Genomic DNA, 23,718 nt, shown 5'->3' on the forward strand with positions numbered 1-23,718 from the left:
AAGGGCTTCTCCATAGTTTCGAATACCACTACTTGCCCATATTCGTTTATTCCAGCCATGTAAACTTTTATAATCTGGGTTTTGCACCATCCGGCATAAATTTTTGCACAATATAGTTATCCTCATCCTGAAATTGGACAAAGCTGATACTGGCAGGAAAATATTTCGGGTGTGTAACTTTAAACCACCATTTATCATAAGGCAGCGGTTCACTGTGGCGTACAATAGGCTTGTAATTTACTACCCGTTTGCCGGGTAGATAAGACTGGCAGGCAGTTAATCCCACTATCATGCCTAGACTCAATAATAAGACCCATGTTTTTTTATTTCTCATTTTGAAATATCCTTACCGGTAATATCAAAGATGGCTCGGTGTCATTTTTCACAAGGGCGGTTCACAAAACTGATTAACTCTAACGCACTTACACCGCCCTGAATCTGTTCATCTTTTATTACCACACTATTCCAGTGGGATGAGCAATGATCTGCCAGTGGTTGTGCTGATATGGATAGTCTTACAGGCATGGGCGGTAGATTTTCTTCCCGCAAGAGTCCCTCCCCATCGGTAACACCTGTGCGGAAATGTTTTATTTCCCTGACTTATCAGTTTATAAGGCATCCCCACCAATGGTTTACCCTGCTCATCCACAAGTTGAAATTCAATCCAGTGTTTCAGTATTTTTTGGCAATCAATACAATTCGTCGGATCTAACTGACTCATTTTTGTTTTCCTTATATTGATTATATTATTCTTAAATCTTTATTAAATGTAACCTGTTGGTTGTCAGTAATAAAATGCTCAATTGTTAACTTATGCAGGCTACGTTTTTCATCTCTTATCTGTTTCAGCCACGCCAAAATGTTGTCCTGCAATTGCCCTTCCGGTTCATCCAGTTTCAGTGCCAATTCGGGTTTTTCCTCCCAAAGCTGGCAACTTAACGCATAAGCCAGATTCTTGAGAATCGTATCAGTTGAGTAACGCGCTTCAATCAGGTGATCACCCAGCACAAACAAACTCGTGTTCAGTTCCTGAGGGCAATTCTCTGGCCGGTAATAGCACATCGGATCGGGCGTATCGATCATCAGTTCATTAACCGGTGTTAACAGTTCACGCCAGTCCCCCGGTTTCAACGCGGGCAGCAACGGTGTGAAAATACGGTTATCCATTAAACGCAATACCACAACCTGACCACGCAGCAACACCTGCTGATGCAACCGCCAGTGTGCTAACTGAAATGACCACGGTAAGGTGCTGCGATAACCCCAGCCCCAACTGGCATCACTGAGTTCGTGTTTATCCAGCAACAAAGCCAGTTCCGGCAGACATTTTGCTTTGGGTTGGATCAGCCACGGGCTTTGTTCCAGCATGGCCTCCATTGGCGTACCGCTGTAGAGCGGAAATGCCTGCTCTGTCCAGCCGTTGAGGTAAAAAGTCTGGACAGGGTTCGGTTTAGCCAGGCTATTGACCAAAAAATAGCAATGGCCTCTGTCCTGCTGTGATAGCCAGTTTTTCCAATCGGTCGGTTCCATCATGCTTCTTCTGCTCCGGTGATAATCCAATTTTCTTCTTGCTGCGCGAGAATGGCGCAAGGCGGTTTAGCCGGAAATTCCACCATTGGCAACGGTGCCACACCTTCCGGTAATTGCAGTGCCAGCCTGCGCCCGCTGCCGCCTGAACCCTGCCCGATACTTATCGGTGAACAGAGAATGCCGCCCGGCGTGACTTTCAGAAAACTGCCACCCACTTTCAATGTGATTTCTGCCGCCGCTTCCAGCACCACTTTGCCGCCGCTTTTCAGGTGGATTTCCTGCCCGCTGTCTATCACTGTGGCATCGCCGGTCTGGATATGCTGGCTACCCGCAATCCGGTGGGAGACATCCCCTTCGGTGGTGATTTTGCGTGAACCGGCCACCTGATGATGGTCATCGGCGCGGATGTCGTGATAGCGGTTGTTATCGATGCGGCTCTTCTGGTCATGTTTGATATGCCAGTAGGTATCATTTTCGATATGCGCGGTCAGGTCTTTTTGGCCGTGGAAATAGATTTCTTCACTGCCTTTTGCATCCTCAAAGCGCAGTTCGTTAAAACCTTTACCTTTGTGGGTTTTGGTTTTAAACGTGGTACGAGTTTTTTCTGCCGGCAAATCCAGTGGCGGACGGTTCAGGCCGTTGTAGACGCAGCCGGTGACGATGGGGCGGTCAATATCGCCATTCAGGTAGGAAATAATCACTTCCTGTCCGATGCGGGGTATTGCCATAAAACCAAAACCGTTACCGTTCCAGCCTTGTGCCACACGCACCCAGCACGAAGCGCTATCATCCGGCGGGTCGTAGCGGTTCCAGTGAAAATGCACTTTAATTGCACCATCTTTATTGACAAAGATTTCCTCCCCTTCCGGCCCAACGACTATCGCCGTTTCATCGCCATCGGCCAACGGTTTGTAGTGGAACGGCGGGCGGTAGTCGGCAAGGCCGTCGATAAAACGGAAAGCGTTGCTCAGTGTCGTGCCGGTGCCACTGTTATCGCCGAACGCCTGCGGGCAGCGTCCGTAGTGGTTGATACCGACTACCTGCCAGCGCACATTCAGCGGTTTATGGGGGTGATTTTTTATCTCGAAAATTTTGCCCGGCCTCAGTTTGATGCAGTTACTGCTGCCGCTGCCGGTTTGTTTCTGGTTATCCCGCGCTTCCTGCCGGTATTTTAAAAACGGTCTGGCGGCCGCATCTTTCTGAAAGCGCCCGTAACTTTCAAACACGGTATAAGGGGTCTGGCTGCCGAAGTCGCGGAAGCCTTCGCTGCTGTGCATATGGGAGAGGTGATAACGCGGATTTTCCGGGTTGAAGTCTTTGTGGAAACTGCGTTGCGGACTCATCCCGACGCCCAGTTGTACTTGATAAACCGTGTCGGTTCCGTTGGCGGTTTCCGGCTGGGGTTGGTATTGCAGCGGCAAGCCTGCGGTCATGCCCAGATGGCTGTCACTGAAAAACAGCGTTTCATCCTCAAACCAGAAACTGATACCTTCTTCCGCGGCTAACCGGCTGAAAAAATCATAATCGGATTCGCGCTTCTGGGTCATATATTCCCGGTCCTGGTGCGTATCGTAGAGCTTAGAATCGGCTTTTACCCGGTGTTTTTTCAGCAGGCGGTTTAATATCGCCGGGGCATTTTGCCGGTGATAAATTCGGCTGTCCTGATTGAGCGTCAAACGCCAGCAGGCAGGGCGGACGGTGACGGTATAGCGCGTCCTGTTACCCTCGGTGCCCACCCAATTAGCGTGAGAGACAATCCCGGTGATTTTGCGCTGCTCTGTTTCACCATAAAAAACCTGCAACACCGCTTCCTGCATCAGCAGCGAGGCCAAATCAATTTCCGTCTGCGGCTTAAAGGGATTCGTGTTACCGGCCCTGACCAGCGTCAGGTTGAGGGTAAACAGCTCAGAGAGTTGTTCTTGCAAAGAAAAATCGCCGACCGCAAAGGTGTCTTCCGGCACACCCGCGATACGGCAGGTAAAACGTAATCCACTTTTCATTTTTATTCCTTCTCGTTGATGACATGAATTTCTTACATGGCCGGGCGTAATCCATCGACGTGCCAGAACTGCCACCGCACTTCACTGTTATCCGGGGTAAAAATTTCCAGCATGACGAACGTGGACTGGCTGATAAAGCAGGCCATCGCCTGATTGATTAACCGGCTGAAGCGGTACATCTCGCCGGGCGTGCGGTAACAACCGGGATTCAGTGTGAGCGATAACACATACCCACGAACCGGTTGCCCACGCCTTAAGCAGTCGGTCAGGCGCTCTTTTACCTGCACAATGCCGTCAATGTGTTGCCGGAACTGGCGGCTCAACGGACGGTTTGTCTCGCTATGCGGGTCAAACAGGCGGAGAAACTGTTTCAGGCTGTCGGTGGCAAATAACATCACCGGCGGGCTGGAGAGGCAGGAGAGCAGCGGCCAGCCGTTATTTTCCTGTAACAATGGCGGATAATCGGTCACCACAGGAATAATATTTTGTACATCAAGATGCGACGGTGCACTTTCCGGCGTCACGGTAATTGCGCCCTGTTCCAGCGTCAGTGCCTGCTCATGGTAGCCGGTGAAATAGCACGAGACAGCAATATCCGGCAGATGGTTTGCCGGATTGCCGGTCAAATCAAAAAAGCACAGCCAATGGCGGGTTCTGCCCAGAAAATCAGACTCAGTCTGGAGCTGGTAGTAAAACGTGTCGGGCTGCTCATCATCATCGAAAAAACGCCCGGTGGGAACAAACTGCGCAATCGGTAGCCAGTGATAAAGCGTACCACGCTGCTCGCTGTCTTCGGGCTGCACCACCACCTGAACCTCCCGCAACCGGTACAAGCACACTGATTCCCCCAATGGCAGCGGATAGCGGTGATTACCGGCTTCCAACCGGACTGGCGGGCTGGTCTGGTTTTCCAGATGAATCGCCGGAACACAACCCAACAAAAATGCCCCCTCGACCTCATCCAGCGGCAATTCACCTTCGAAACGCAAAATCAGCTCAAACGTGCCATCGTCATTCAGCGGGACTTTTGAGCAACTGCTGCTGATATCCAGCGTGACAAAGTTATAAAGCGCCGGCAACGCATAGTATTCCACCAACGGTTGCAGGCCGGAATAGGGACTTTTGGCGGTGGGCAGCAACGGCTCGTCAAGCAGGCCATGCCAGCCATAAGGAAAACCTTTCATGGTTCGCCGCTCGCCCTGTGTGTTCAGGCTGATATCACAGATATGTTGATCCAGCCACAGGCTGAGCTGGGCGGCGCGCTCTGTATCGGAGCCAAGGAAAAAAGATAAGGCTCCGCTTTGCCAGAAAGAAGATGCCGAACCGGTTTGGCATAGTGTCAGGATAATTTCACTGTGAGTACCCGTTTTCCTGACTGCGCGTTCCTGCACAATCAGCGGTTCAATATGCAAAGGACGGCAGGTTTTAAAGTCGAGCCACTGCCCGTTAAGGCGGGCAGACACAGACGTGCCAATCGGGATATCGGCGCTGCCCTGATGTTCATTATCCGTGGGCGTAAACTGTACTATCGTCGTGGGTGGAATGGGAAACAGGGCTAACGGCCAGATACGGGAGAGCATGCCGTGAACAATTTCGGGAAAATTATCCTCCAGCTTGTCCCGCAGATTGGCAATCAAAAATGCAAAGGCTTCGAAAACACGGACAATATCGGGGTCATGAGAGGAAACCAGAAATTCAGCCAGATGCGGCGACTCTTTCGCGATGTGCTCAGCCAGTTCTCGCAGGTAAGCGCGCTCTTTTAGATAGAGCGATCCCTTGTTGTTTTTCATTGAATTTAACTTATGTTTTATCAATCGGGTTTCGGTATTATGCTGAATATCAGCGAGATAAAATGCGTAGTTGAACAGAAAAGCACATTTATTCTACACATTAATCAATCAAATTAATTAACGAATTAAATCCAATTTTTGGCGGGTTTTGGCAGGATATGGGGATACTAACTGCCGAAATGACCGCCAATTCTTAACGAAATGGCGGTCATGGTGGGTTAAGCTGATTCCGATAACTCTTTTAAATACTGGAAAATTTGGCGGTAGGATTTAGGTGGCTTGTTAGCGGCCTTTTCCTTTTTCGCATTACGGACCAATGAGCGAAGTTGCTGGCGATCAGTATGTGGATACAGTGCGACGACTTCTTCAAAGGCATCATCATTTTCGAGCAGTTTGTCACGTAGTTCTTCCAGTTTATGTAAAACAATGACTTGCTGGTTGTGACGGTTTTTCAGTTTATCCAACGCCGTAGTGATTGGCTCAGGATCGCGGGCGCGCAACAGTTTGCCAATTAATTGCAATTGACGGCGGCGTCCTTCCCGTTTGATTTTCTGTGCCAACTCAATCGCTGCCAGCAAATCTTCATCCAGTGGAATTCGCGCCAGTTGATTTTTGCTCAGTTCAACCAGTTCCGTTCCTAACTTTTTCAGTATTTCAGCATCCCGCTTGATTTCACTTTTACTGACCCAGATTATCTCTTCTTCTTCCTCTTCAGCAGGATAATTGTCGAGCCAATCTTCAGGCTGCATTGCCATAATTGTTTTCCTTCTAAAAAGGCCGGATAAGGTATGTTTTGGAGCATGACCTATCGTCCGGTGGGTGTTAACATCCTAATATTGTGTATTGTAACTGGGAAAATTGCCTGATTACCACTCTACATTCGTGTCATGAATCGGAAGCAGGCATTTTTTCTGACGAATTCTCCCTTTACTTCATTGGATTACGGTTAATTAATGATAGTTACCAATCAACAAATCGCGGAACAGCGCAAACTGCTGGAAGAGGCGGTTGCCCATGCGCTGGAGTTAGCGAAAGCCGGTAGTGATGCTGCGGAAGTCGCGGTCAATAAAACGACGGGGATTAGCGTCAGCACTCGTTTTAGTGAAGTCGAAAATGTTGAGTTTAACAGTGATGGCGCATTGGGGATCACGGTTTATCACCAGCAGCGCAAAGGTAGCGCTTCCTCAACAGATCTCAGCCCAGAAGCGATTGCCCGTACTGTGCAGGCCGCCATTGATATTGCACGTTATACTTCGCCTGATCCTTATGCTGGCCCGGCCGATAAAGCGTTATTGGCATTTGAAGCGCCTGAGTTGGATCTTTTCCATCCCGCTGATCTGGATGCAGATAAAGCGATTGAGTTGGCAGCCCGTGCTGAACAAGCGTCATTACAGGCAGATGAGCGCATTACCAATACGGAAGGCGGAAGTTTCAATAGCCATTATGGTATTCGGGTGTTTGGTAATAGCCACGGTATGCTGCAAAGCTACTGCTCAAGTCGTCATTCTATGTCAAGCTGTGTGATTGCCGAGCAAGATGGCAATATGGAACGCAATTATGCTTATACCGTGAGCCGCCATTTTGACGAGTTGGAATCGCCTGAGTGGGTGGGGCAAGAGTGTGCGCGTCGTACGCTTTCTCGTCTGGGCGCGCGTAAATTACCAACGATGAAAGCGCCAGTTATCTTTTCTGCGGAGGTGGCTACGGGGTTGTTCGGTCATTTGGTTGGCGCGATCAGCGGTAGCAGCATTTATCGTAAATCTTCTTTCTTGTTGGATAGCCTGGGCAAACCGATCTTGCCTTCATGGCTGACGATTGAAGAACAGCCGCATTTATTGCGTGGGCTAGCTTCAACGCCATTTGACAGTGAAGGCGTGCGTACAATATCACGTGATATTGTTAAGGAGGGCGTTTTGCAGACTTGGTTACTGACGTCCTATTCTGCCCGTAAATTGGGAATGGTGAACACGGGCCATGCAGGTGGAATTCATAACTGGCGTATTGCTGGTCAGGGTCTGGATTTTGCTGGCTTGTTGCGTGAAATGGGCACTGGCTTGATCGTCACTGAGCTGATGGGGCAGGGGGTTAGCGCGGTGACAGGTGATTATTCTCGCGGCGCATCCGGCTTTTGGGTTGAGAATGGCGAGATCCAATATCCTGTCAGTGAGATCACCATTGCAGGCAATTTGAAAGAGATGTGGGCGAATATGGTGACAATCGGTGATGATATCGAAACACGCAGTAATATTCAGTGTGGTTCGGTGTTACTGCCGGAAATGAGTATCGCCGGTCAGTAGGGATACTCAATCAACAGCAGCCAGTTTGGTGTCACTGAGCTGGCTGGAAATTAGCGGTGATATTCACCCGCGGCTTCTGGCTGATAAAGTATTTCTAATACTTTTATTCGAGTTGTTTCACCGTTTGGCAACTTCCATGTTATTTTATCATTCACCCGCAACCCCAGAAGGGCAGCACCTAAAGGAGCCATGACGGACAGATGTTTGGTGCTGTCTTGCAGGGAAGCAGGGTAGACCAGTGTACGAACACGCTCTTCATCACTGCCCAGATCAATAAAGCGAACTTCACTGTTCATGGTGACAACATCGGCTGGGATATCTACCGGAGCTACTATTTCGGCTCTATCCAACTCTTCGTTCAAGGCCTCTGCGATGCGGGTATTGGCAAAAGCAGGTTGTTCCAACAGAGAATCTAAACGTTCGGCATCCAATTCATTGATAATGATTTTAGGTTTTTTCATACCACACTCCAAATTATGCTCAATATAAAATAACACCCCACATCGCAAGGAGGGGGGGTGTTATTTTCAAAGTGAATAAAATGATATTAGGCTGTTCTGCCACGAAAATAAAGAGATCATGATCACGAACTGTTTTGCATTGTTAATGAAACAAGGCTTATCCGTCATGGAAAAGAAGAACAGTCTGCCATCATTTTGAACTGTAGATTATAAGCCTGTCGTTACGATACGTGGGTTGGTTTCTCCCCAAATGGAAGAAAGCTCAACAACATGCATTCCTCCCCATTTCTGGATATCAGACTGGGTGATTTCGTCGTTACCTTGTTTACCGAAAATAACCACTTCATCGCCACTCTTCACTTCCGGCAAGTCAGTCACATCGACCATCACGGTGTTCATGGAAACGCTACCGACAACAGGGGCACGGTGACCGTTGATCAGAACGTAAGCTTTGTTTGACATGGCAGAACTAAAGCCATCAGAGAAACCAACCGGCAAGTTAGCGAGCCTGGAATCGCGTTGCAGAATGTGAGTGTTGTCGTAACCGACACCATTACCTTTAGGATAGGTTTTAACAGAAGCAACACGGGTTTTCATTTGAATCAATGGCTTGAATTCTGGGTGGCTAGTGGTCAGAATGCCGTACAGCGCACTGCCAACGCGTGCCATGTCGAACTGTGCTTCAGGAATGCTGAGTGATGCAAAAGAGCTTGATGCGTGCAGCGTGATTTCGTCTCTGTTCAGATTTGCTGTTTTGATCAGCCAGGAAGTTTGTTCTTTGAAGTTTTTAATGCTGTCACGGATTGCATCCAGATCGGTGAATGCATGGTGGCTCATCATACCAACCAGTTTCAGGTTAGGTAACTGAGCAATTTTCAAAGCTTCTTGCTTGCCCTGCTCAGTTTTCATTTCCAAACCATTACGGCTCATAAGACCAGTGTTCAGCATCAGATGAACGCGAATGGCTTCACCGTGTTTTTTGGCCAGGTCATCAATAGCTTGGGCGTGATCCAGATCGCCGATCATCTCTTCCATGTCATAGCCCAGTGTGCTTTCGATTTCAGTGATATCAGCCGTACGGACACGTATCAATTGTCCTTTAAAGCCGCTTTCACGCACGATGCGGGCTTCTTCATTACTGGTGACGCCTACACAAGGTACGCCAGTTTTGATGATGGATGGCATCAGCAGATCGATACCATGACCGTAAGCATCGCCTTTCAAAACCGCACACATTTTAGTGCCTTTATTCAGTTTCTTTTGCAGCGTGTGAATATTATTTTCGAAAGTAGTGGTATTGATTTCAACCCAAGCGTTATTGGTTGCTGCGATGCTTTCTGCCTGGGTGTTATCTAAAGAGAGTACAGGCGCTGCTTGGGTAACACCTTGGGACAGACTCAAACCAAGAAGAATTGCCAGTGTGGTTTTATTAAAACGCATGAAGTAAATCTCCAGTTTAGGAACTGTATATATAATGTTCTTCGTGTAATTGCGTTTTAATAATAAGTTTTTTCTGATTTAATTTCACATGGTTAACTTATTGAAAGCTAACATTTATTATCTATATCATACTATTTATAAATAATTAGATTAATTAACTAGGTTAATAATCAAAACGTCTTATTTTTACTCTTAGTTAAGATTTAACAAACAGATTATATTAATGATTTTTTATCTTTGGTTAGTTTTAATCACTGATTTTGCGTTTGCCTTGGCAAGCAGGGCGGGATTCCACTTTGTATTTAATTCAATCAAAGATAAGCTGACTACGGAATTCTGCTGACCACGTTGCTCTTCGACGTTTAGCCACTTGACTATCTTTTATACTGGTATTTTGTTTAATCACATTGAGTGCTATACGATTAAAAAGCGCCATTTGTGCCGCACCATCAGGATCTTTAAGCGAAATAGCATCTTCCCTAAAGGTGACATCCAAAACCCAATGCAGTTCATTTTCCACCGACCAGTGTCTTCTTATTGCTGTGGCCGCCAGTTCCGCATCTAAAGGCAATGAACTGACATACCAGCGTGAGTCACGATGGGGGGCTTGGCCTTTCACTTTGCGTTCACTGACTACTTCTATAACCGATTGTATTGAAGGCCATTTTTCCTGAAGCCCTTCGGGTAATGCCACAGGAATTTGCATAACGTGACGGAGTTCTTCTCGCCCATGACCTCTACTTTTCTCTGTAAATTCAACAAGCTCATGACTTTCATAATGCGCAGCAAAATGGGATTTAACAAACTCAGCCAGACTTTTCTGATTACCTTTAACGGCAACAATAAAGTCGCCCCCCCGCTGAGTAATTAACTCAAGCGTTTCTTTCTGGCAATGCAGCGCATCCATCGTGACGATCGCATCATCAAGCGCCAATAATTCAATCAGTTGTCTTGCAACCGGACCTTCTTTGCCTTTACTTTCGGCTGTCCGATGATACAGGGCAACACCGGAGTCCACATCATAAGCACTGACTATATGCAGGGCTTCAAACAGAGTCCCTTTACACGTCCCTTTCATCGTTTTTCCATCAATAGCGATAAGGCTTTTTCCTGCTTTGAGCCGGCGCTGATTTACCCAGCTATAAAAGGCTTCAACCAGGGCATCTTGTTCTATCATTTTGATAATATTGGCAATACAGTGACGACGAGGAATACCATGAGTAAAGCGCGTATATTTTTTAAGCCACTCGATTTGTATCTCACCAAATTCTTGAATCGATTTCCAACCTGATGCACCACATAACACGGCTGCAAAAGCCAAAAAAATCACATCCATCAATTCATGTTTTTTATTGATGTCAGAACGTGGGTCATCTATCTTGCTGATAAAATAAAAAATACTCATTGTTATGATCGCTATTTTTATGGAATAGCGTGATCTTAGCGTTTTAATGGGAGAAATAGCTATAGAAAGTCATATTCTGGTCTTTATTTAACCTCAATAACCTTGCTAAAAATGTGAGATCTCGCCCTGCCTTGGCAAGAGGACACACCGAAGCGTATCTGTTCTGTATAGTCAGCCCGAACCCATCGGCGGCACTCTCCAAAAAACCATTTTTCCACATCATCAGCGATCATTTCAGGCGTTCCCAATAACATGCGATGAATTCCCATATTTTGTAAAATATGCTGATAGTTGAACCTGCGATGGGGGAATAAACCAGGTAAGATTTTTAGTGATTTTTCGCAGCGCTTTTTGGCTAACTATTTTTATACACATTAAACTTCAAGTTGCAATTTACAACGTGATATGAAACCTGTTTTCTCCCCGCGAAGCGGGGAGAAAACACACGCATATTGAAGTTAGATTGGTATATAATATCAACAAGATTTATTCAAATTTAATATTTTTTGCATTTCTTCTGACAAGCCTATCGTATTTTCTCCGTGACTTAATTTTGTTGCTTTCCAAACACATTGGCCTATTACTTTAGGATGATATCCGTTCACATTCATAACTTTAATGATGGCAGGCCCATAGGCAAGGCCTATGCCAATTCTTAAAGGCGGGAAATTATATCTATTCCATAAAATAGAATTAACATGATTAATTGTATTATTAATGCATTGTTCAGCAGCTAGATAAGCTTTATTGATTACATTAACCCGGTTGTTAGAATCAATATGAAAAAGGATTAATGCTCCATCACCCAGTAACTCGGTTGCTTTTCCACCTTCTTGAGCGGCTGTATAAACAATCGCTGGAATTAAAGCGGATGTCTCATAGATAATTCTTTGTAAACCACACTCTATAACAGGAGAAGTGGGAAGCTGTTTGAAACTAGAGCTGGAGTCCCTCATATCCATCATGAATACCACGAATTCACCAACTTCAGGTTTGTTGTTCTCTAAGAGAGGATAGCCAGGTATGAACGTTTTTACCATTTCTTTTTCTGACACTGGATTAATGTATCTTTGTAACTGAAGTCGGAAGGGAATGGGTAATTTATCGATTCAGCCGTGTTAATTTTATTATTATTTTTAATATTATCATGGAAATTATCACTAATAAAATTCATGGGTATATTAGTTTCATTTTTATATTCATTTAATTTATGCCGGACTTGTTGCCATTCTTTTTCAGCACAGTCGAGATTGAAATTAATTAACTCTATCAGATCATTATCGGAACGAGGTTCAGTTGTTTTTTCTTCTGCATTCATTCTTTTTAACTTATTTTTTTATAGTTGCCTTGATGGCTGGAATTAAGGCTTTTAATTTATGTAATCGGAAAGCTAAATATTGGCTATTTATTCTTTCACTAATGTGCGATTTCAAGTATTGAATATAAGGTTGTTTTGCAATAAAGGAATAATTATTGCATTACCTGTTATATATCAGGAAATAAATTAAGACTCAAGCTATATACCAATCCAATTTCAAGATGCGTGTTATATTTCCCCGCGTAGCGGGAGATATTCGTCTTGATTAACTTGAAGTCCTTATATATTTTTTTCAATGTCAATATTTATGGGAGAAGGGCGTGTTACTCTTCGTCAAATCCTGCGTTGAAGAGTTCGATAATGGCCGCCAGTGCTTGTTGTTCATCCGGTCCGTTGACTTCAACGTCAATATGGCTGCCTTGTTCAGAATCCAGCATCAGCATGGCAATGACGCTGCGGGCCTCGGCCTGTAAGTGACTGCTATTGCGCAGAATCACTTCTGATTGAAACTGTTGTACCAGATCATGCAGTTTCATTGCAGGCCGGGCATGCATTCCGAGCCGATTTTTAATTTCAAGTCTTTGTTTGACTGTCATGACTTGTGTTATGCGTATTATTTGCGTTTTTCCAGTGTGCGGTGGCGTGATTGCACGTTTTTGCCACGGGAACGAAAATAATCAGCCAACTGTTCTGCCACATAGACTGAACGGTGTTTACCGCCTGTGCAACCAATAGCGACCGTCAGATAGCTGCGATTATTGGTCTCCAGCATGGGTAGCCAAAGCTCAAGATAGCTACGGGTCTGATAAATAAAATTATGAACTTCTGTATGGCGATCCAAAAATGCTGCCACAGGGCGATCCAAACCAGTCATTGGACGCAGTTTAGGGTCCCAGTGAGGGTTTGGCAGGAAACGCACATCGAAAACATAGTCTGCATCGATAGGAATACCATGCTTGAATCCAAAGGATTCAAACACCATAGTCAATTCTCGTTCCCGTTTGCCTAATAGACGTGTCCTGAGCATTTCCGCCAGTTCATGAACGGACATTTCAGAGGTATCAATGATCAAGTCAGCGCGTGAGCGCAGGGGTTCAAGTAAATCGCTTTCTTGGTCAATGGCACTTTCCAGTGACAGGTTCTTGCTGGAGAGTGGATGCAGACGGCGTGTGTCACTGTAGCGGCGGATCAGGGTATTACGATCCGCATCAAGAAACAGTAACTGTGGTGAAAAACTGTCAGGCAATTGCGTCAGTGCTTCTTCAAAAATTTCTGGCGACTCGGGCATGTTTCTGACATCAATGCTAACCGCAGCCGAGATATCACGTTCGGCCAGTGTGTTTGCCAATTCTGGCAGCAACACAACAGGCAGGTTATCCACGCAATAGAAGCCCATATCTTCCAGTGCCCGCAAAGCAACGGATTTCCCAGAACCTGAACGACCACTGACTATCATCAGCACCATGAGGTGACTCCCCCTAAATGTTTATAATTATAATCGCTATTTATTCAGTAATAATTTTATACAGTTCTTCATCACTCTGCGCTGAACGCAGGCGACGGCAGAGGTTTTTATCTGCAAGGCGCTTTGCAATCAATGATAGTGAGTGTAAATGGGTCTGACACTGGTCTGATGGCACCAATAAAGCAAACAGCAAGTCAACAGGTTGATTATCAATGGCATCAAAGGTAATGGGTTGTTCCAGATGTAAAAATACCCCAACGGCATTATCCGAACACGCTTTATTTAATTTGCCGTGAGGGATCGCAATCCCGTTGCCAATTCCTGTTGTGCCTACTTTTTCGCGCGAAAGAATAGCCTCGAATACGGTATTTTCCGGCAGTTCAAGCTGTTTTGATGCCAGCTCACTGATAATCTCTAAGACGCGCTTTTTACTCGAACAAGGTACGTTATTGCGTGTACATTCGGGTGAAAGCACAGAGCTTAGTGGTAAATCTGTTTCGTTGTTCATTTCTTTATTCACTTAGGGCCTTGTTATACCCGATGCCTGATGAGGCATCCGGTATTAATGCACTGCGCTCTAAAACCGATCTACAGATCGCACTAATTACCCAGTATTCATTACCGGGCACTATAGGACGTTATAGACGGTGTTATAGATAGAACAGTGATAATTTTATGACAGCCCCGTTGCCTAAAAGCGATTAATGTTGTCTCAATTTACTTTTGTGTTTGGTCAATTGACGCGCCAGCTTATCTACCAGTACATCAATTGCCGCATACATGTCTTCATGTTCTGAGGTTGCATGCAACTCACCTCCATTAACATACACTGTAGCTTCGGCGATCCGTTGCACCTTTTCTACTCGAAGGATGACCTGAATGAGGTTAATTTTATCGAAATATTGATTCAATTTGCCGCATTTGGTGTTCACAACGTTGCGAAGTGCATCGGTGATTTCAATATTGTGGCCTGTAACATTGAGTTGCATAGTGTTTTCCTTCTCTGTGTTGTTCAAACCAATTTTTTACGTTGGTTTGAAGGCGGGATGGATAACGACTCTCTATATTTTGCGACAGTCCGGCGAGCCACTTGAATACCTTGTTCAGCGAGTATACTGGTCAGTTTACTGTCACTCAGTGGCTTGGCCGGGTTTTCTGCCGCGACCAGTTTTTTCACCAGAGCACGTATCGCGGTAGAAGAAGCTTCACCACCACTGTCGGTATTGACGTGACTGGAGAAAAAATATTTAAGTTCAAAGATCCCGCGTGGACTATACAGGTATTTCTGGGTCGTCACGCGGGAAATGGTGGACTCATGCATGTCTATCTGATAGGCAATATCAGCCAATACCAGTGGTTTCATGTGTTCCTCACCATATTCAAAAAAATCTTGTTGTCGTTCAACAATACAGCGGGCGACTTTCAGCAATGTTTCATTACGGCTTTCGATGCTCTTGAGCAGCCATTTGGCCTCTTGCAAGTTATTGCGTATGAACAGGCTGTCACTTTCATTGTTGGCCCGTTGTCCCAGTGCTGCGTAGTGTTGGTTGATGCGCAGACGGGGGATGCTATCGGTATTTAGCCTGACTTGCCAGCTCCCATTTTCTCTCTGTACCAATACATCTGGAATAACGTACTCGGGTTCACCGATATTGACTACCAGGCCAGGTTTTGGTTCCAGAGATTGGATGATATCAATGGCCCTTTTCAGGGTACTCTCTTTTAATTTGCTCTGACGTAATAAATTACGGAAGTCTCGGTTACCCAGTAGTTCCAGATAGTTGCTGACAATAAGTTTGGCATCATTCAGATAAGGTGTCTTTGGCGGCAGCATTGCAAGCTGGATAAGCAAACATTCGCGTAAGTCACGGGCAGCAACTCCGATCGGATCAAAATGTTGTATACGTTTGAGAACGGTTTTGACCTCTGCCAAAGCCAGTTCATCATCACCAATACTGGCAAGGATCTCTTCGATAGAAATGGTCAGGTATCCGGTGTCATCAATGGCGTCAATGATTGAAGTGGCAATGGCAGCGTCTGTTTCGGTAAAGGGCGTTAATCCGGCCTGCCACATGAGATAATCTTGCAAGGTTTGGGTGGTTTCTCCCTGATATACGGGGAAATCATCAGCGCTATAGTCACTGTGAGTTCCTGAAGGCGTGCCAGCGGTGTAAATTTCATCCCAACTGGCATCTAACGGTAGCTCTTCAGGCATATCCCTCTGTTCAAGCGCTTCACGGGTATCCATGACTTCGGTTTCGGCATCAGTATCAGAAAGTGCCTGATTCTCCACTTCCTGATGCGGGTCATCCTGTTCAAGCAGTGGGTTCGTTTCCAAAGCTTGCTGAATCTCCTGCTGAAGCTCAAGCGTAGACAGTTGTAACAAACGGATGGCTTGCTGGAGTTGTGGCGTCATGGTCAATTGCTGACTGAGCCTGAGTTGCAAACTTTGCTTCATAACGTTACCATTTTCTCCTTAACCTAGCTTGAATAGTTCCCTGAATCGCATCTGACAGAAGGATAAAAATTAAAGGCGGAAACCTTCACCTAAATAGACGCGTTTGACCTGCTCGTTATTCAGGATGTCATTCGGAGTACCGTGGGCAATCAAATGACCCTGGCTGACGATATAGGCACGTTCACAGACATCCAGTGTTTCACGCACATTGTGGTCAGTAATCAGTACGCCCAACCCGTAATCCCGTAGATGTTGAATGATCTTTTTAATATCCAGTACGGAAATGGGGTCAACACCGGCAAAAGGTTCATCCAACAGAATGAATTTGGGATTGGCTGCCAGTGCACGGGCAATCTCCACACGACGGCGTTCACCACCGGAAAGTGATTGACCAAGGCTATCACGCAAGTGAGAGATGTGAAACTCTTCCATCAACTCTTCTGCACGTGTTTTTCTCTGCTCCTGATTCAGATCCTTGCGGATCTCCAGTACCGCCATCAAATTATCGAATACACTCAAACGACGGAAGATGGAAGCTTCCTGAGGCAAATAACCTATCCCTCGGCGTGCACGTTCATGCAGGGGCAGCAGGCTGATATCTTCTTCATCAATGGTGATAGAACCGGCATCACGGGGAACAATGCCGACGACCATATAGAAAGTGGTGGTTTTGCCTGCTCCATTAGGACCAAGTAAGCCAACAATCTCCCCCGACTTCACGTTTAGGCTGACGTTCTCAACGACCTTACGGCCTTTGTAGGCTTTCGCCAGATTTTCTGCGTTTAATATTGCCATCAGTCGTTATTTACCCTTTTTCTGAGTGTCCGCGCCATTAACACCAGAACCCTTTTCTTGCAGCTGGGCAGGTAACAGGACGGTGGTGACATGTTTACCTTTATCACTAAACGCTTCCATTTGTTGTGTCGGTACGAGATAAGTGATTTTATCGCCTTTAATATTGCTGTCTAGCTGTTCAAGATAGGCGTTTCCCGTTAGGGTAACCAGTTCTTTATCCATCTCATAGCGCATCTTTAATGCATGGCCTTTGAGGGGTTTACCATCATCTTGCAATTGGTAAAAAGTGGCAGGATTACCGAATGCTTCAATAACTGTCTTGTCTGAATTTCCTTCCGGGCGGGTAACAACGACTTTATCTGCATGAATGTCGATCGAGCCTTGTTTTACGATAACATTATCCGTAAATGTGGCAACGTTTCCCGTTAAATCTAGCGACTGTCTTGCTGAGTCGATAGTAATGGGTTTTTTTGTATCATCTTTTAAGGCCAGTACGGGCAGGCTGACGGCAAAAAGTGTACTGGCAATAACGGAATTACGGATTAGGTTGTGCATGTGGGATCTCATATTGAGTGGTCACCTTTTCAATCAGTTCAGCAGTTTTGTTTCGCAGATTGCCGCGCATTTTCATGCCAACAGATTTCAGACCGACACCAATAAGAGTGACTCGGTCATCAGATGCGACATCTTGGGTTGTCAGATTGACGATCGCATTGTCTGTTGTGATCCGCTGCAATTGTGACGCATCGTTCAGGCTATCCACTTGGACATCCCCGTACAAATAGAGCATCTTATCCTGGGTCAGTTTGGCCTTGTTGGCACGCACTGTCCATGTTGCTATCGGGGTTCCAGGGGAGCCATTGGGGGCAAATGTTGTCAATACCGGGTTGGTAAACCAGGTCAGTTTAGTTTCCGTATAGTTTTTAACATCGTCAGCGACCAGTTTGTAAGATAACTTACCTTCCGGATCGTAGACAAAAGTAATGGCTTCCTGTGTTTGATAAGCAGGATAACCATCATCCACAATGGCTGATGAGGCATCATCATTTACACTCGATAAATTCCAGCCAATCAGCGCAAGCGCGATCAGTGCCAGTAGTGCGATCAGCCAGGATTGAATTTTGCTCATTCTTTTTTCAGTTTTAATTTATATGGATAATCCTTTGGCATCTTCGAGCTTATTCTGAGCGAAGAGCACCAAATCACACAGTTCCCTGACTGCACCGCGACCGCCGGCAATCTGAGTCACATAATCTGCTTTTGGCAACAGTAATGGATGGGCATCAGCAACTGCAACAGATAATCCCACTTGTGCCATGACAGGCCAGTCAATAAGGTCATCACCAATATAGGCGACTTGCTCTGGCTGCAACGCTAGTTTATCCAACAGTTCCTTATACGCCAAAACCTTATCGTTTTGTCCTTGGTAAAGATATGTAATACCTAGTGTTTCTGCCCGATTTTCCAGCAATTTTGCTTTGCGACCAGTGATGATGGCAACTTCAATACCGGAGGTGATTAAACAGCGGATGCCATAACCATCACGAACGTTAAAGGCTTTCAGCTCTTCGCCCTCATTGCCCATGTAGATAAGCCCATCAGACATGACGCCATCGACATCACAAATCAGTAAACGGATTTGGCAGGCTTTTTCGATAATAACTTTATTAACTGGGCCATAACAGGTGTCCAGGTACTCTTTTTGACTCATTAAGACATTCTCTTAAGATTTATATCATGCTTGTTTGTATCAGTTTACTTGCTTTATAGAAGACCGGCCTACACAACACCGGCCTGCAAAAGATCGTGCATGTGTAATACACCAAGTAATTTGTCACCTTCTGTGACCAAGAGTGAGGTGATATGGCGTGATTGCATCAGGTTTAACGCATCAACCGCCAGTGCATTGGGTTTAATACGAATACCGCCGGCAGTCATGACATCAGAGATTTTTGCATTGTTTAAATCAATGCCCATATCGAAAACACGGCGTAAATCGCCATCGGTAAAAATACCACTGATCTGCATGTCATCATTACAAATAACCGTCATGCCCAATTTTTTGCGGGTGATTTCCACCAAAGCCTCACGCAGCGTCGCTGTACGGGGAACCCGGGGAATGTCATTACCCGTGGTCATTAAATCACTGGCCAGCAGCAGAAGTTTGCGTCCGAGTGTTCCACCCGGATGGGAAAGAGCGAAGTCTTCAGCCGTAAAGCCTCGGACCTGCAAGAGCGCAAGGGCTAATGCATCGCCCATGACAAGTGTGGCGGTGGTGCTGGTGGTGGGAGCTAATCCCAATGGGCAGGCTTCTTGTGGAACTTTGATACACAAGTGGATGTCTGCGGCTTTGCCCATGTTACTGTTGCGATTATTTGTCATGCAGATGAGCGGAACTTTTTGCCGCTTGAGTACGGAAATTAACGCCAGAATTTCATTTGATTCACCGGAATTGGAAATCGCCAGCACGATGTCTTTTGCTGTAACCATGCCGAGATCTCCATGGCTGGCTTCGCCAGGATGGACAAAGAACGAAGGTGTACCGGTGCTGGCAAATGTCGCAGCGATTTTTCGTCCAATATGACCAGATTTGCCCATCCCCATCACAATGACTTTTCCTTCACAACTAAACATTAATTCACAGGCTTGGCTGAAATCGTCATTAATGTATTGTTCCAGGCCAATCAGCCCTTCAAGTTCAATCTGTAATACTTGCTTACCTGCTTGCTGAAAATCGATTTTAGGCATTTTTATTTCCCACTCAATTGGCAATTACTCAGTACTGTAATAATTAGAAACAAAAAGTACGACAAAATAAGCGATAAAACAGCCCAGTAGCAAGATGCCGTTTAATCGGTTCAGTCGATGCTTTCTTCCCAGGCAAAATACCGTGAATAGTATACTCGCTGCCATCATGACCCAAAAATCCCGGGAAAATGCTTGAGGTGAAAAGGCACTGGGGGAAAGTATGGCTGGGACACCCAGAACAAGGGTGGTATTGAATACGTTTGAGCCAACAATATTGCCCATTGCCATGTCATTCTCACCTTTTATGGCCGCAGCAATAGTGGTGGCAAGCTCGGGCAAGCTGGTTCCTACGGCAAGCATGGTCAGGCCAATCACCAGTTCGCTAACACCGTAAATACGTGCAATAACGGTTGCATTATCAATCACCATGCGGGTAGAAATGGGAAGAATAATTAACCCCAGAACGACCCAAAGAAGCGCAATTCCTTTGTTGCCTTCGACCGGCAATTCGGCATTTCGTTCCTGGGTATAGCTATCAACCCTATTGTGTTGAGAGAAAGCGGTCATCTTTATCATCAGAGAAATAAAGAAGAGGGCTGAAAGCACTAAAAGAATACCATCCAGTCGGCTCAGGTAGCCATTGGACAACAAATATCCTGCAAATGCGGTGATCGCCAACATTAGGGGCACTTCTTGTCGCAGAATTTCTGATTTTACCCCGATTGGCCGAATGAGCGCTGCGGCTCCCGTAATGAGCAACAGGTTAGTAATATTGGAACCAATGGCATTACCTATGGCCATGTCTGGCTGCCCGTCTAAAATTGCTGTGACAGAAACCATCAGTTCTGGCAGCGAGGTTCCTATTCCCATAATAACCAGGCCGACAATAAAAGGGGGAATTTTCATGGTGCGGGCAAAAACGGCCGCACCATAAACTAATCTATCGGAACCATACACCAGTAAAATCAACCCGGTAATGAGCAGTACAATTGTCAGAAACATGGGGGTTCCCTTAAATAAGTTTTATTCCGAGCATAATGCTAATAATGGTTGATTTTTAAACATGGAATGTTTATTCAGCTAGACTTATACATTCTGACGATCAAGCGATAAAAAGTAAAATTTGTCACAACATTGCTAACGCAAAATTGGACAATTTTTTGTAGTATGCATTATTAATTATTTAAATACAGTCATGAAGACAGTTCTATTAACGGTTAGGGGCTATCAATAATGAGTCAACAAACAGCAAATCTTATTGAGATCTGCGGAATGCATTTCACCCGAGGCCAACGCCCGATTTTTGCTGATATTAATCTGACCGTTCCGAAAGGAAAAATTACCGCCATTATGGGACCTTCTGGTATAGGAAAAACCACCTTGCTGCGTTTGATTGGGGGGCAAATTCGCCCTGAGCGCGGTGAAATTTGGTTTGATGGCGATAATATTCCGGCATTGTCCCGCCCGCGTCTGTATGCTGCCCGCAAGAAAATGAGCATGTTATTTCAGTCAGGTGCCTTGTTCACCGATCTGAATGTTTTTGACAACGTGGCTTTTCCCCTGCGTGAGCATACCCAACTGCCTGAAACGTTGATTCACACAACCGTGATGATGAAGCTGGAAGCGGTAGGGTTGCGCGGCGCTGCGCACTTGATGCCATCGGAACTCTCTGGCGGTATGGCAAGGCGAGCCGCATTAGCAAGGGCGATTGCACTCGATCCTGACTTGATCATGTTTGATGAACCCTTTGTGGGTCAAGACCCCATCACGATGGGCGTTTTGGTGAAGCTGATCGATGAGCTGAATCATGCGCTTGGGGTTACATGTGTTGTGGTTTCCCACGACGTGCCTGAAGTACTGAGTATTGCCGATTATGCTTATATTGTGGCTGAGAAGAAAGTGATCGCAGAAGGTACTCCAGATCAGTTGAGAATGAATCAGGATCAACGGGTACGGCAGTTTCTTGATGGTATTGCTGATGGACCTGTACCTTTCCGTTTCCCTGCCGGGGATTACAAAACTGAGTTATTAGGATGATGGAATGTTGATGTTAACACGGGCATTAGCAGCAATGGGCCGACGTACGATTGAGGTTACGGCTTCATTCGGTCGTGCGGGCTTTATGCTGTTTAATGCAATCATTGGTAAGCCAGAGCCAGCCAAACAATGGACACTATTGCGTCAGCAACTGTATAGCGTAGGTGTGCAGTCGCTTCTGATTATTGTGGTTTCAGGGCTGTTTATTGGCATGGTGTTGGCCTTACAGGGCTATCTGGTTTTAACCACATTTAGCGCGGAAGGCAGCCTTGGCATGATGGTGGCGTTATCACTACTACGTGAATTGGGGCCTGTGGTGACTGCATTACTGTTTGCGGGGCGAGCGGGTTCAGCGTTGACCGCAGAAATTGGTTTGATGAAAGCCACTGAACAGATTTCCAGTCTGGAAATGATGGCGGTTGATCCGCTGCGCCGCGTTATTGCCCCGCGTTTTTGGGCTGGTTTTATCAGTATGCCTTTACTCTCCTTGATCTTTGTGGCTGTGGGGATCTTGGGCGGTGCAATAGTCGGTGTTGATTGGAAAGGCATTGATGGTGGCTTTTTCTGGTCGTCCATGCAATCTGCGGTGGAATGGCAAAAAGATTTGCTTAACTGTTTTCTCAAGAGCGTGGCTTTTGCTATTACGGTAACCTGGATTGCACTGTTCAATGGTTATGACGCTATCCCAACATCGGAAGGGATCAGCAGGGCGACGACGCGCACGGTAGTTCATGCGTCGTTGGCGGTATTGGGTTTGGATTTTGTGCTGACAGCACTGATGTTTGGGAACTAAGTCGATGCAAAGCAAGAAAAATGAAATTTGGGTGGGGGCTTTTGTCTTGATTGCGTTGGCTGCAATCGTATTTTTATGCCTCAAAGTTGCAGATATCCGATCTTTCGGCAGCCAGCCAACTTATCGTGTATATGCCACATTTGACAATATTGGTGGTCTGAAAGTACGTTCACCGGTGAAAGTTGGCGGAGTCGTTGTTGGTCGCGTGGAGAAAATCTGGCTGGATCACAAAACTTATACACCACAAGTTGAATTGGATATTTTCACGCAATACGACAATATTCCAAATACCAGCTCGCTTTCTATCCGAACTTCAGGGTTACTGGGAGAGCAATATATTTCTCTCAATATCGGGTTTGATGACCCTGATTTAGGGTCTGCCATGTTGAAAGATGGCGATCGTATTGAAGATACCAAGCCTGCGATGGTACTTGAAGATTTGATTGGTCAGTTCTTGTATAAGAGTAGTAGCGGGAGTCAAGGAAAATCCGCTTCGGCACCTGAACAAGCACATTAAGTTAGCAATCCACTGCTTAGGAGAAATAACACTTATGTTTAAGCGATTACTTATGATTGCGTTGCTGGTGGTTGCGCCATTGGCCAGCGCTACAGATCAAACCAACCCCTACGCATTGATGAAAGATGCGGCGGAAAAAACGTTTAGCCATTTGAAGAGCGAGCAACCGAAAATTCGGGCTAATCCAGACGTTTTGCGCCAGATTGTGCGTCAGGAATTGCTGCCTTATGTACAGATAAAATATGCAGGCGCACTGGTTCTGGGGCCTTACTACAAACAAGCGACACCGGAGCAGCGAGATGCTTATTTCAAGACGTTTGAATCCTATCTGGAGCAGGCATATGGTCAGGCCTTGGCGATGTATCACGGACAAGATTATCAGATTGCACCAGAACAGCCGTTGGGTGATAAGACAATAGTGGCTATTCGTGTCACGATTACCGATCCTAATGGACAGCCGCCAGTTCGTTTAGATTTTCAATGGCGTAAAAACAGTAAGACAGGTTATTGGCAGGCTTACGACATGATCGCAGAAGGTGTAAGCATGATCACGACCAAGCAGAATGAATGGGCGGATATCCTGCGTCAGAAAGGTATTGATGGCCTGACTGAACAATTAGCCATCAGCGCGAAAGCACCGATCACGTTAGAAAAGAAAAAGTGA

The 23,718-nt window shown here is 45.9% G+C and carries 28 protein-coding genes; 5 read left to right on the forward strand and 23 right to left on the reverse strand.

Features of this window, described 5'->3' with window-relative positions:
* Positions 1–67: 67 nt before the first annotated feature.
* The 6 genes from ACSJJG_RS02075 to yjgA all read right to left on the reverse strand — a co-directional run bounded on the left by ACSJJG_RS02075 (position 68) and on the right by yjgA (position 6,075).
* Positions 68–334, reverse strand: coding sequence for a hypothetical protein (locus ACSJJG_RS02075; protein ID WP_481088290.1), 267 nt, complete (start codon positions 332–334; stop codon positions 68–70).
* A 126-nt stretch (positions 335–460) separates the two neighbouring features.
* The gene (locus ACSJJG_RS02080) at positions 461–721 is read right to left on the reverse strand and encodes a hypothetical protein (protein ID WP_481088291.1); all 261 of its coding nucleotides are present in this window, start codon (positions 719–721) and stop codon (positions 461–463) included.
* Between the two features lie 20 nt (positions 722–741).
* Positions 742–1,533, reverse strand: a complete 792-nt coding sequence (locus ACSJJG_RS02085; protein ID WP_481088292.1) for a DUF4123 domain-containing protein — start codon at positions 1,531–1,533, stop codon at positions 742–744.
* Positions 1,530–3,530, reverse strand: coding sequence for a type VI secretion system Vgr family protein (locus ACSJJG_RS02090; RefSeq protein ID WP_481088293.1), 2,001 nt, complete (start codon positions 3,528–3,530; stop codon positions 1,530–1,532). Before ACSJJG_RS02090 ends, ACSJJG_RS02085 begins: the two co-directional genes overlap by 4 nt.
* Positions 3,531–3,562: 32 nt before the next feature.
* Entirely contained in the window at positions 3,563–5,320 is a 1,758-nt protein-coding gene (locus ACSJJG_RS02095) for a type VI secretion system baseplate subunit TssF (protein WP_481088294.1), read from the reverse strand.
* Positions 5,321–5,538: 218 nt separating this feature from the next.
* A complete protein-coding gene (gene yjgA, locus ACSJJG_RS02100; protein ID WP_481088295.1) occupies positions 5,539–6,075 on the reverse strand; it encodes a ribosome biogenesis factor YjgA in 537 nt (178 codons plus the stop codon).
* A gap of 198 nt (positions 6,076–6,273) precedes the next feature.
* Here yjgA and pmbA point away from each other — a divergent pair, with 198 nt between their 5' ends.
* Positions 6,274–7,617 carry a metalloprotease PmbA gene (gene pmbA, locus ACSJJG_RS02105; RefSeq protein WP_481088296.1) on the forward strand — a complete coding sequence of 448 codons (1,344 nt, stop codon included), beginning with the start codon at positions 6,274–6,276 and terminating at the stop codon, positions 7,615–7,617.
* Between the two features lie 50 nt (positions 7,618–7,667).
* Here pmbA and rnk read toward each other — a convergent pair whose 3' ends face one another.
* The 17 genes from rnk to ACSJJG_RS02190 form a co-directional block, all read right to left on the reverse strand.
* Positions 7,668–8,078 carry a nucleoside diphosphate kinase regulator gene (rnk, locus tag ACSJJG_RS02110; RefSeq protein WP_481088297.1) on the reverse strand — a complete coding sequence of 137 codons (411 nt, stop codon included), beginning with the start codon at positions 8,076–8,078 and terminating at the stop codon, positions 7,668–7,670.
* Positions 8,079–8,285: 207 nt separating this feature from the next.
* Positions 8,286–9,518, reverse strand: a complete 1,233-nt coding sequence (gene alr, locus ACSJJG_RS02115) for an alanine racemase (protein ID WP_481088298.1) — start codon at positions 9,516–9,518, stop codon at positions 8,286–8,288.
* Positions 9,519–9,825: 307 nt separating this feature from the next.
* The gene (locus ACSJJG_RS02120) at positions 9,826–10,923 is read right to left on the reverse strand and encodes an ISAs1 family transposase (protein ID WP_189761399.1); all 1,098 of its coding nucleotides are present in this window, start codon (positions 10,921–10,923) and stop codon (positions 9,826–9,828) included.
* Positions 10,924–11,006: 83 nt separating this feature from the next.
* Positions 11,007–11,192 (reverse strand): hypothetical protein, encoded by a 186-nt coding sequence (locus ACSJJG_RS02125; RefSeq protein WP_481088299.1) that lies wholly within the window; start codon positions 11,190–11,192, stop codon positions 11,007–11,009.
* A gap of 207 nt (positions 11,193–11,399) precedes the next feature.
* Positions 11,400–11,978: a nucleotidyl cyclase domain-containing protein gene (locus tag ACSJJG_RS02130; RefSeq protein WP_481088300.1), complete on the reverse strand. Its 579-nt coding sequence runs from the start codon at positions 11,976–11,978 to the stop codon at positions 11,400–11,402.
* Complete coding sequence (locus ACSJJG_RS02135) at positions 11,957–12,241, reverse strand: hypothetical protein (RefSeq protein ID WP_481088301.1); 285 nt, start codon at positions 12,239–12,241, stop codon at positions 11,957–11,959. Before ACSJJG_RS02135 ends, ACSJJG_RS02130 begins: the two co-directional genes overlap by 22 nt.
* A 323-nt stretch (positions 12,242–12,564) precedes the next feature.
* A complete protein-coding gene (npr, locus tag ACSJJG_RS02140) occupies positions 12,565–12,837 on the reverse strand; it encodes a PTS phosphocarrier protein NPr (RefSeq protein ID WP_481088302.1) in 273 nt (90 codons plus the stop codon).
* Between the two features lie 17 nt (positions 12,838–12,854).
* Positions 12,855–13,706: an RNase adapter RapZ gene (rapZ, locus tag ACSJJG_RS02145; protein WP_047768744.1), complete on the reverse strand. Its 852-nt coding sequence runs from the start codon at positions 13,704–13,706 to the stop codon at positions 12,855–12,857.
* A 40-nt stretch (positions 13,707–13,746) separates the two neighbouring features.
* Positions 13,747–14,214 carry a PTS IIA-like nitrogen regulatory protein PtsN gene (gene ptsN / locus ACSJJG_RS02150; protein ID WP_481088303.1) on the reverse strand — a complete coding sequence of 156 codons (468 nt, stop codon included), beginning with the start codon at positions 14,212–14,214 and terminating at the stop codon, positions 13,747–13,749.
* 193 nt (positions 14,215–14,407) lie between these two features.
* The gene (hpf, locus tag ACSJJG_RS02155) at positions 14,408–14,695 is read right to left on the reverse strand and encodes a ribosome hibernation promoting factor (RefSeq protein ID WP_099130964.1); all 288 of its coding nucleotides are present in this window, start codon (positions 14,693–14,695) and stop codon (positions 14,408–14,410) included.
* Positions 14,696–14,718: 23 nt separating this feature from the next.
* The gene (rpoN, locus tag ACSJJG_RS02160; RefSeq protein WP_481088304.1) at positions 14,719–16,164 is read right to left on the reverse strand and encodes an RNA polymerase factor sigma-54; all 1,446 of its coding nucleotides are present in this window, start codon (positions 16,162–16,164) and stop codon (positions 14,719–14,721) included.
* Positions 16,165–16,233: 69 nt separating this feature from the next.
* Positions 16,234–16,959 (reverse strand): LPS export ABC transporter ATP-binding protein, encoded by a 726-nt coding sequence (gene lptB / locus ACSJJG_RS02165; protein WP_481088305.1) that lies wholly within the window; start codon positions 16,957–16,959, stop codon positions 16,234–16,236.
* Positions 16,960–16,965: 6 nt separating this feature from the next.
* A complete protein-coding gene (gene lptA, locus ACSJJG_RS02170; protein ID WP_481088306.1) occupies positions 16,966–17,514 on the reverse strand; it encodes a lipopolysaccharide ABC transporter substrate-binding protein LptA in 549 nt (182 codons plus the stop codon).
* Positions 17,495–18,088, reverse strand: a complete 594-nt coding sequence (gene lptC, locus ACSJJG_RS02175; RefSeq protein ID WP_481088307.1) for an LPS export ABC transporter periplasmic protein LptC — start codon at positions 18,086–18,088, stop codon at positions 17,495–17,497. Before lptC ends, lptA begins: the two co-directional genes overlap by 20 nt.
* A gap of 18 nt (positions 18,089–18,106) precedes the next feature.
* Positions 18,107–18,670, reverse strand: coding sequence for a 3-deoxy-manno-octulosonate-8-phosphatase KdsC (gene kdsC, locus ACSJJG_RS02180; protein WP_481088308.1), 564 nt, complete (start codon positions 18,668–18,670; stop codon positions 18,107–18,109).
* Positions 18,671–18,738: 68 nt separating this feature from the next.
* Complete coding sequence (kdsD, locus tag ACSJJG_RS02185; protein WP_481088309.1) at positions 18,739–19,707, reverse strand: arabinose-5-phosphate isomerase KdsD; 969 nt, start codon at positions 19,705–19,707, stop codon at positions 18,739–18,741.
* 24 nt (positions 19,708–19,731) lie between these two features.
* Positions 19,732–20,709, reverse strand: a complete 978-nt coding sequence (locus ACSJJG_RS02190; protein ID WP_481088310.1) for a calcium/sodium antiporter — start codon at positions 20,707–20,709, stop codon at positions 19,732–19,734.
* Between the two features lie 231 nt (positions 20,710–20,940).
* Here ACSJJG_RS02190 and mlaF point away from each other — a divergent pair, with 231 nt between their 5' ends.
* The 4 genes from mlaF to mlaC are packed head-to-tail and all read left to right on the forward strand — an operon-like array spanning position 20,941 to position 23,718.
* Complete coding sequence (mlaF, locus tag ACSJJG_RS02195; protein ID WP_481088311.1) at positions 20,941–21,744, forward strand: phospholipid ABC transporter ATP-binding protein MlaF; 804 nt, start codon at positions 20,941–20,943, stop codon at positions 21,742–21,744.
* A gap of 10 nt (positions 21,745–21,754) precedes the next feature.
* A complete protein-coding gene (mlaE, locus tag ACSJJG_RS02200; RefSeq protein WP_481090352.1) occupies positions 21,755–22,537 on the forward strand; it encodes a lipid asymmetry maintenance ABC transporter permease subunit MlaE in 783 nt (260 codons plus the stop codon).
* Between the two features lie 4 nt (positions 22,538–22,541).
* Positions 22,542–23,054 carry an outer membrane lipid asymmetry maintenance protein MlaD gene (gene mlaD, locus ACSJJG_RS02205; protein WP_481088312.1) on the forward strand — a complete coding sequence of 171 codons (513 nt, stop codon included), beginning with the start codon at positions 22,542–22,544 and terminating at the stop codon, positions 23,052–23,054.
* A 34-nt stretch (positions 23,055–23,088) separates the two neighbouring features.
* Positions 23,089–23,718 carry a phospholipid-binding protein MlaC gene (gene mlaC / locus ACSJJG_RS02210; protein ID WP_481088313.1) on the forward strand — a complete coding sequence of 210 codons (630 nt, stop codon included), beginning with the start codon at positions 23,089–23,091 and terminating at the stop codon, positions 23,716–23,718.

The organism is Xenorhabdus sp. SGI 60, from assembly GCF_056632175.1.

Bases quoted from the DNA above. Each gene is read 5' to 3' on its own strand.
- ACSJJG_RS02075 (WP_481088290.1), bottom strand. From the start codon at position 334: ATGAGAAATAAAAAAACATGGGTCTTATTATTGAGTCTAGGCATGATA.
- ACSJJG_RS02080 (WP_481088291.1), bottom strand. From the start codon at position 721: ATGAGTCAGTTAGATCCGACGAATTGTATTGATTGCCAAAAAATACTG.
- ACSJJG_RS02085 (WP_481088292.1), bottom strand. From the start codon at position 1,533: ATGATGGAACCGACCGATTGGAAAAACTGGCTATCACAGCAGGACAGA.
- ACSJJG_RS02090 (WP_481088293.1), bottom strand. From the start codon at position 3,530: ATGAAAAGTGGATTACGTTTTACCTGCCGTATCGCGGGTGTGCCGGAA.
- ACSJJG_RS02095 (WP_481088294.1), bottom strand. From the start codon at position 5,320: ATGAAAAACAACAAGGGATCGCTCTATCTAAAAGAGCGCGCTTACCTG.
- yjgA (WP_481088295.1), bottom strand. From the start codon at position 6,075: ATGGCAATGCAGCCTGAAGATTGGCTCGACAATTATCCTGCTGAAGAG.
- pmbA (WP_481088296.1), top strand. From the start codon at position 6,274: ATGATAGTTACCAATCAACAAATCGCGGAACAGCGCAAACTGCTGGAA.
- rnk (WP_481088297.1), bottom strand. From the start codon at position 8,078: ATGAAAAAACCTAAAATCATTATCAATGAATTGGATGCCGAACGTTTA.
- alr (WP_481088298.1), bottom strand. From the start codon at position 9,518: ATGCGTTTTAATAAAACCACACTGGCAATTCTTCTTGGTTTGAGTCTG.
- ACSJJG_RS02120 (WP_189761399.1), bottom strand. From the start codon at position 10,923: ATGAGTATTTTTTATTTTATCAGCAAGATAGATGACCCACGTTCTGAC.
- ACSJJG_RS02125 (WP_481088299.1), bottom strand. From the start codon at position 11,192: ATGGGAATTCATCGCATGTTATTGGGAACGCCTGAAATGATCGCTGAT.
- ACSJJG_RS02135 (WP_481088301.1), bottom strand. From the start codon at position 12,241: ATGAATGCAGAAGAAAAAACAACTGAACCTCGTTCCGATAATGATCTG.
- npr (WP_481088302.1), bottom strand. From the start codon at position 12,837: ATGACAGTCAAACAAAGACTTGAAATTAAAAATCGGCTCGGAATGCAT.
- rapZ (WP_047768744.1), bottom strand. From the start codon at position 13,706: ATGGTGCTGATGATAGTCAGTGGTCGTTCAGGTTCTGGGAAATCCGTT.
- ptsN (WP_481088303.1), bottom strand. From the start codon at position 14,214: ATGAACAACGAAACAGATTTACCACTAAGCTCTGTGCTTTCACCCGAA.
- hpf (WP_099130964.1), bottom strand. From the start codon at position 14,695: ATGCAACTCAATGTTACAGGCCACAATATTGAAATCACCGATGCACTT.
- rpoN (WP_481088304.1), bottom strand. From the start codon at position 16,164: ATGAAGCAAAGTTTGCAACTCAGGCTCAGTCAGCAATTGACCATGACG.
- lptB (WP_481088305.1), bottom strand. From the start codon at position 16,959: ATGGCAATATTAAACGCAGAAAATCTGGCGAAAGCCTACAAAGGCCGT.
- lptA (WP_481088306.1), bottom strand. From the start codon at position 17,514: ATGCACAACCTAATCCGTAATTCCGTTATTGCCAGTACACTTTTTGCC.
- lptC (WP_481088307.1), bottom strand. From the start codon at position 18,088: ATGAGCAAAATTCAATCCTGGCTGATCGCACTACTGGCACTGATCGCG.
- kdsC (WP_481088308.1), bottom strand. From the start codon at position 18,670: ATGAGTCAAAAAGAGTACCTGGACACCTGTTATGGCCCAGTTAATAAA.
- kdsD (WP_481088309.1), bottom strand. From the start codon at position 19,707: ATGCCTAAAATCGATTTTCAGCAAGCAGGTAAGCAAGTATTACAGATT.
- ACSJJG_RS02190 (WP_481088310.1), bottom strand. From the start codon at position 20,709: ATGTTTCTGACAATTGTACTGCTCATTACCGGGTTGATTTTACTGGTG.
- mlaF (WP_481088311.1), top strand. From the start codon at position 20,941: ATGAGTCAACAAACAGCAAATCTTATTGAGATCTGCGGAATGCATTTC.
- mlaE (WP_481090352.1), top strand. From the start codon at position 21,755: ATGTTAACACGGGCATTAGCAGCAATGGGCCGACGTACGATTGAGGTT.
- mlaD (WP_481088312.1), top strand. From the start codon at position 22,542: ATGCAAAGCAAGAAAAATGAAATTTGGGTGGGGGCTTTTGTCTTGATT.
- mlaC (WP_481088313.1), top strand. From the start codon at position 23,089: ATGTTTAAGCGATTACTTATGATTGCGTTGCTGGTGGTTGCGCCATTG.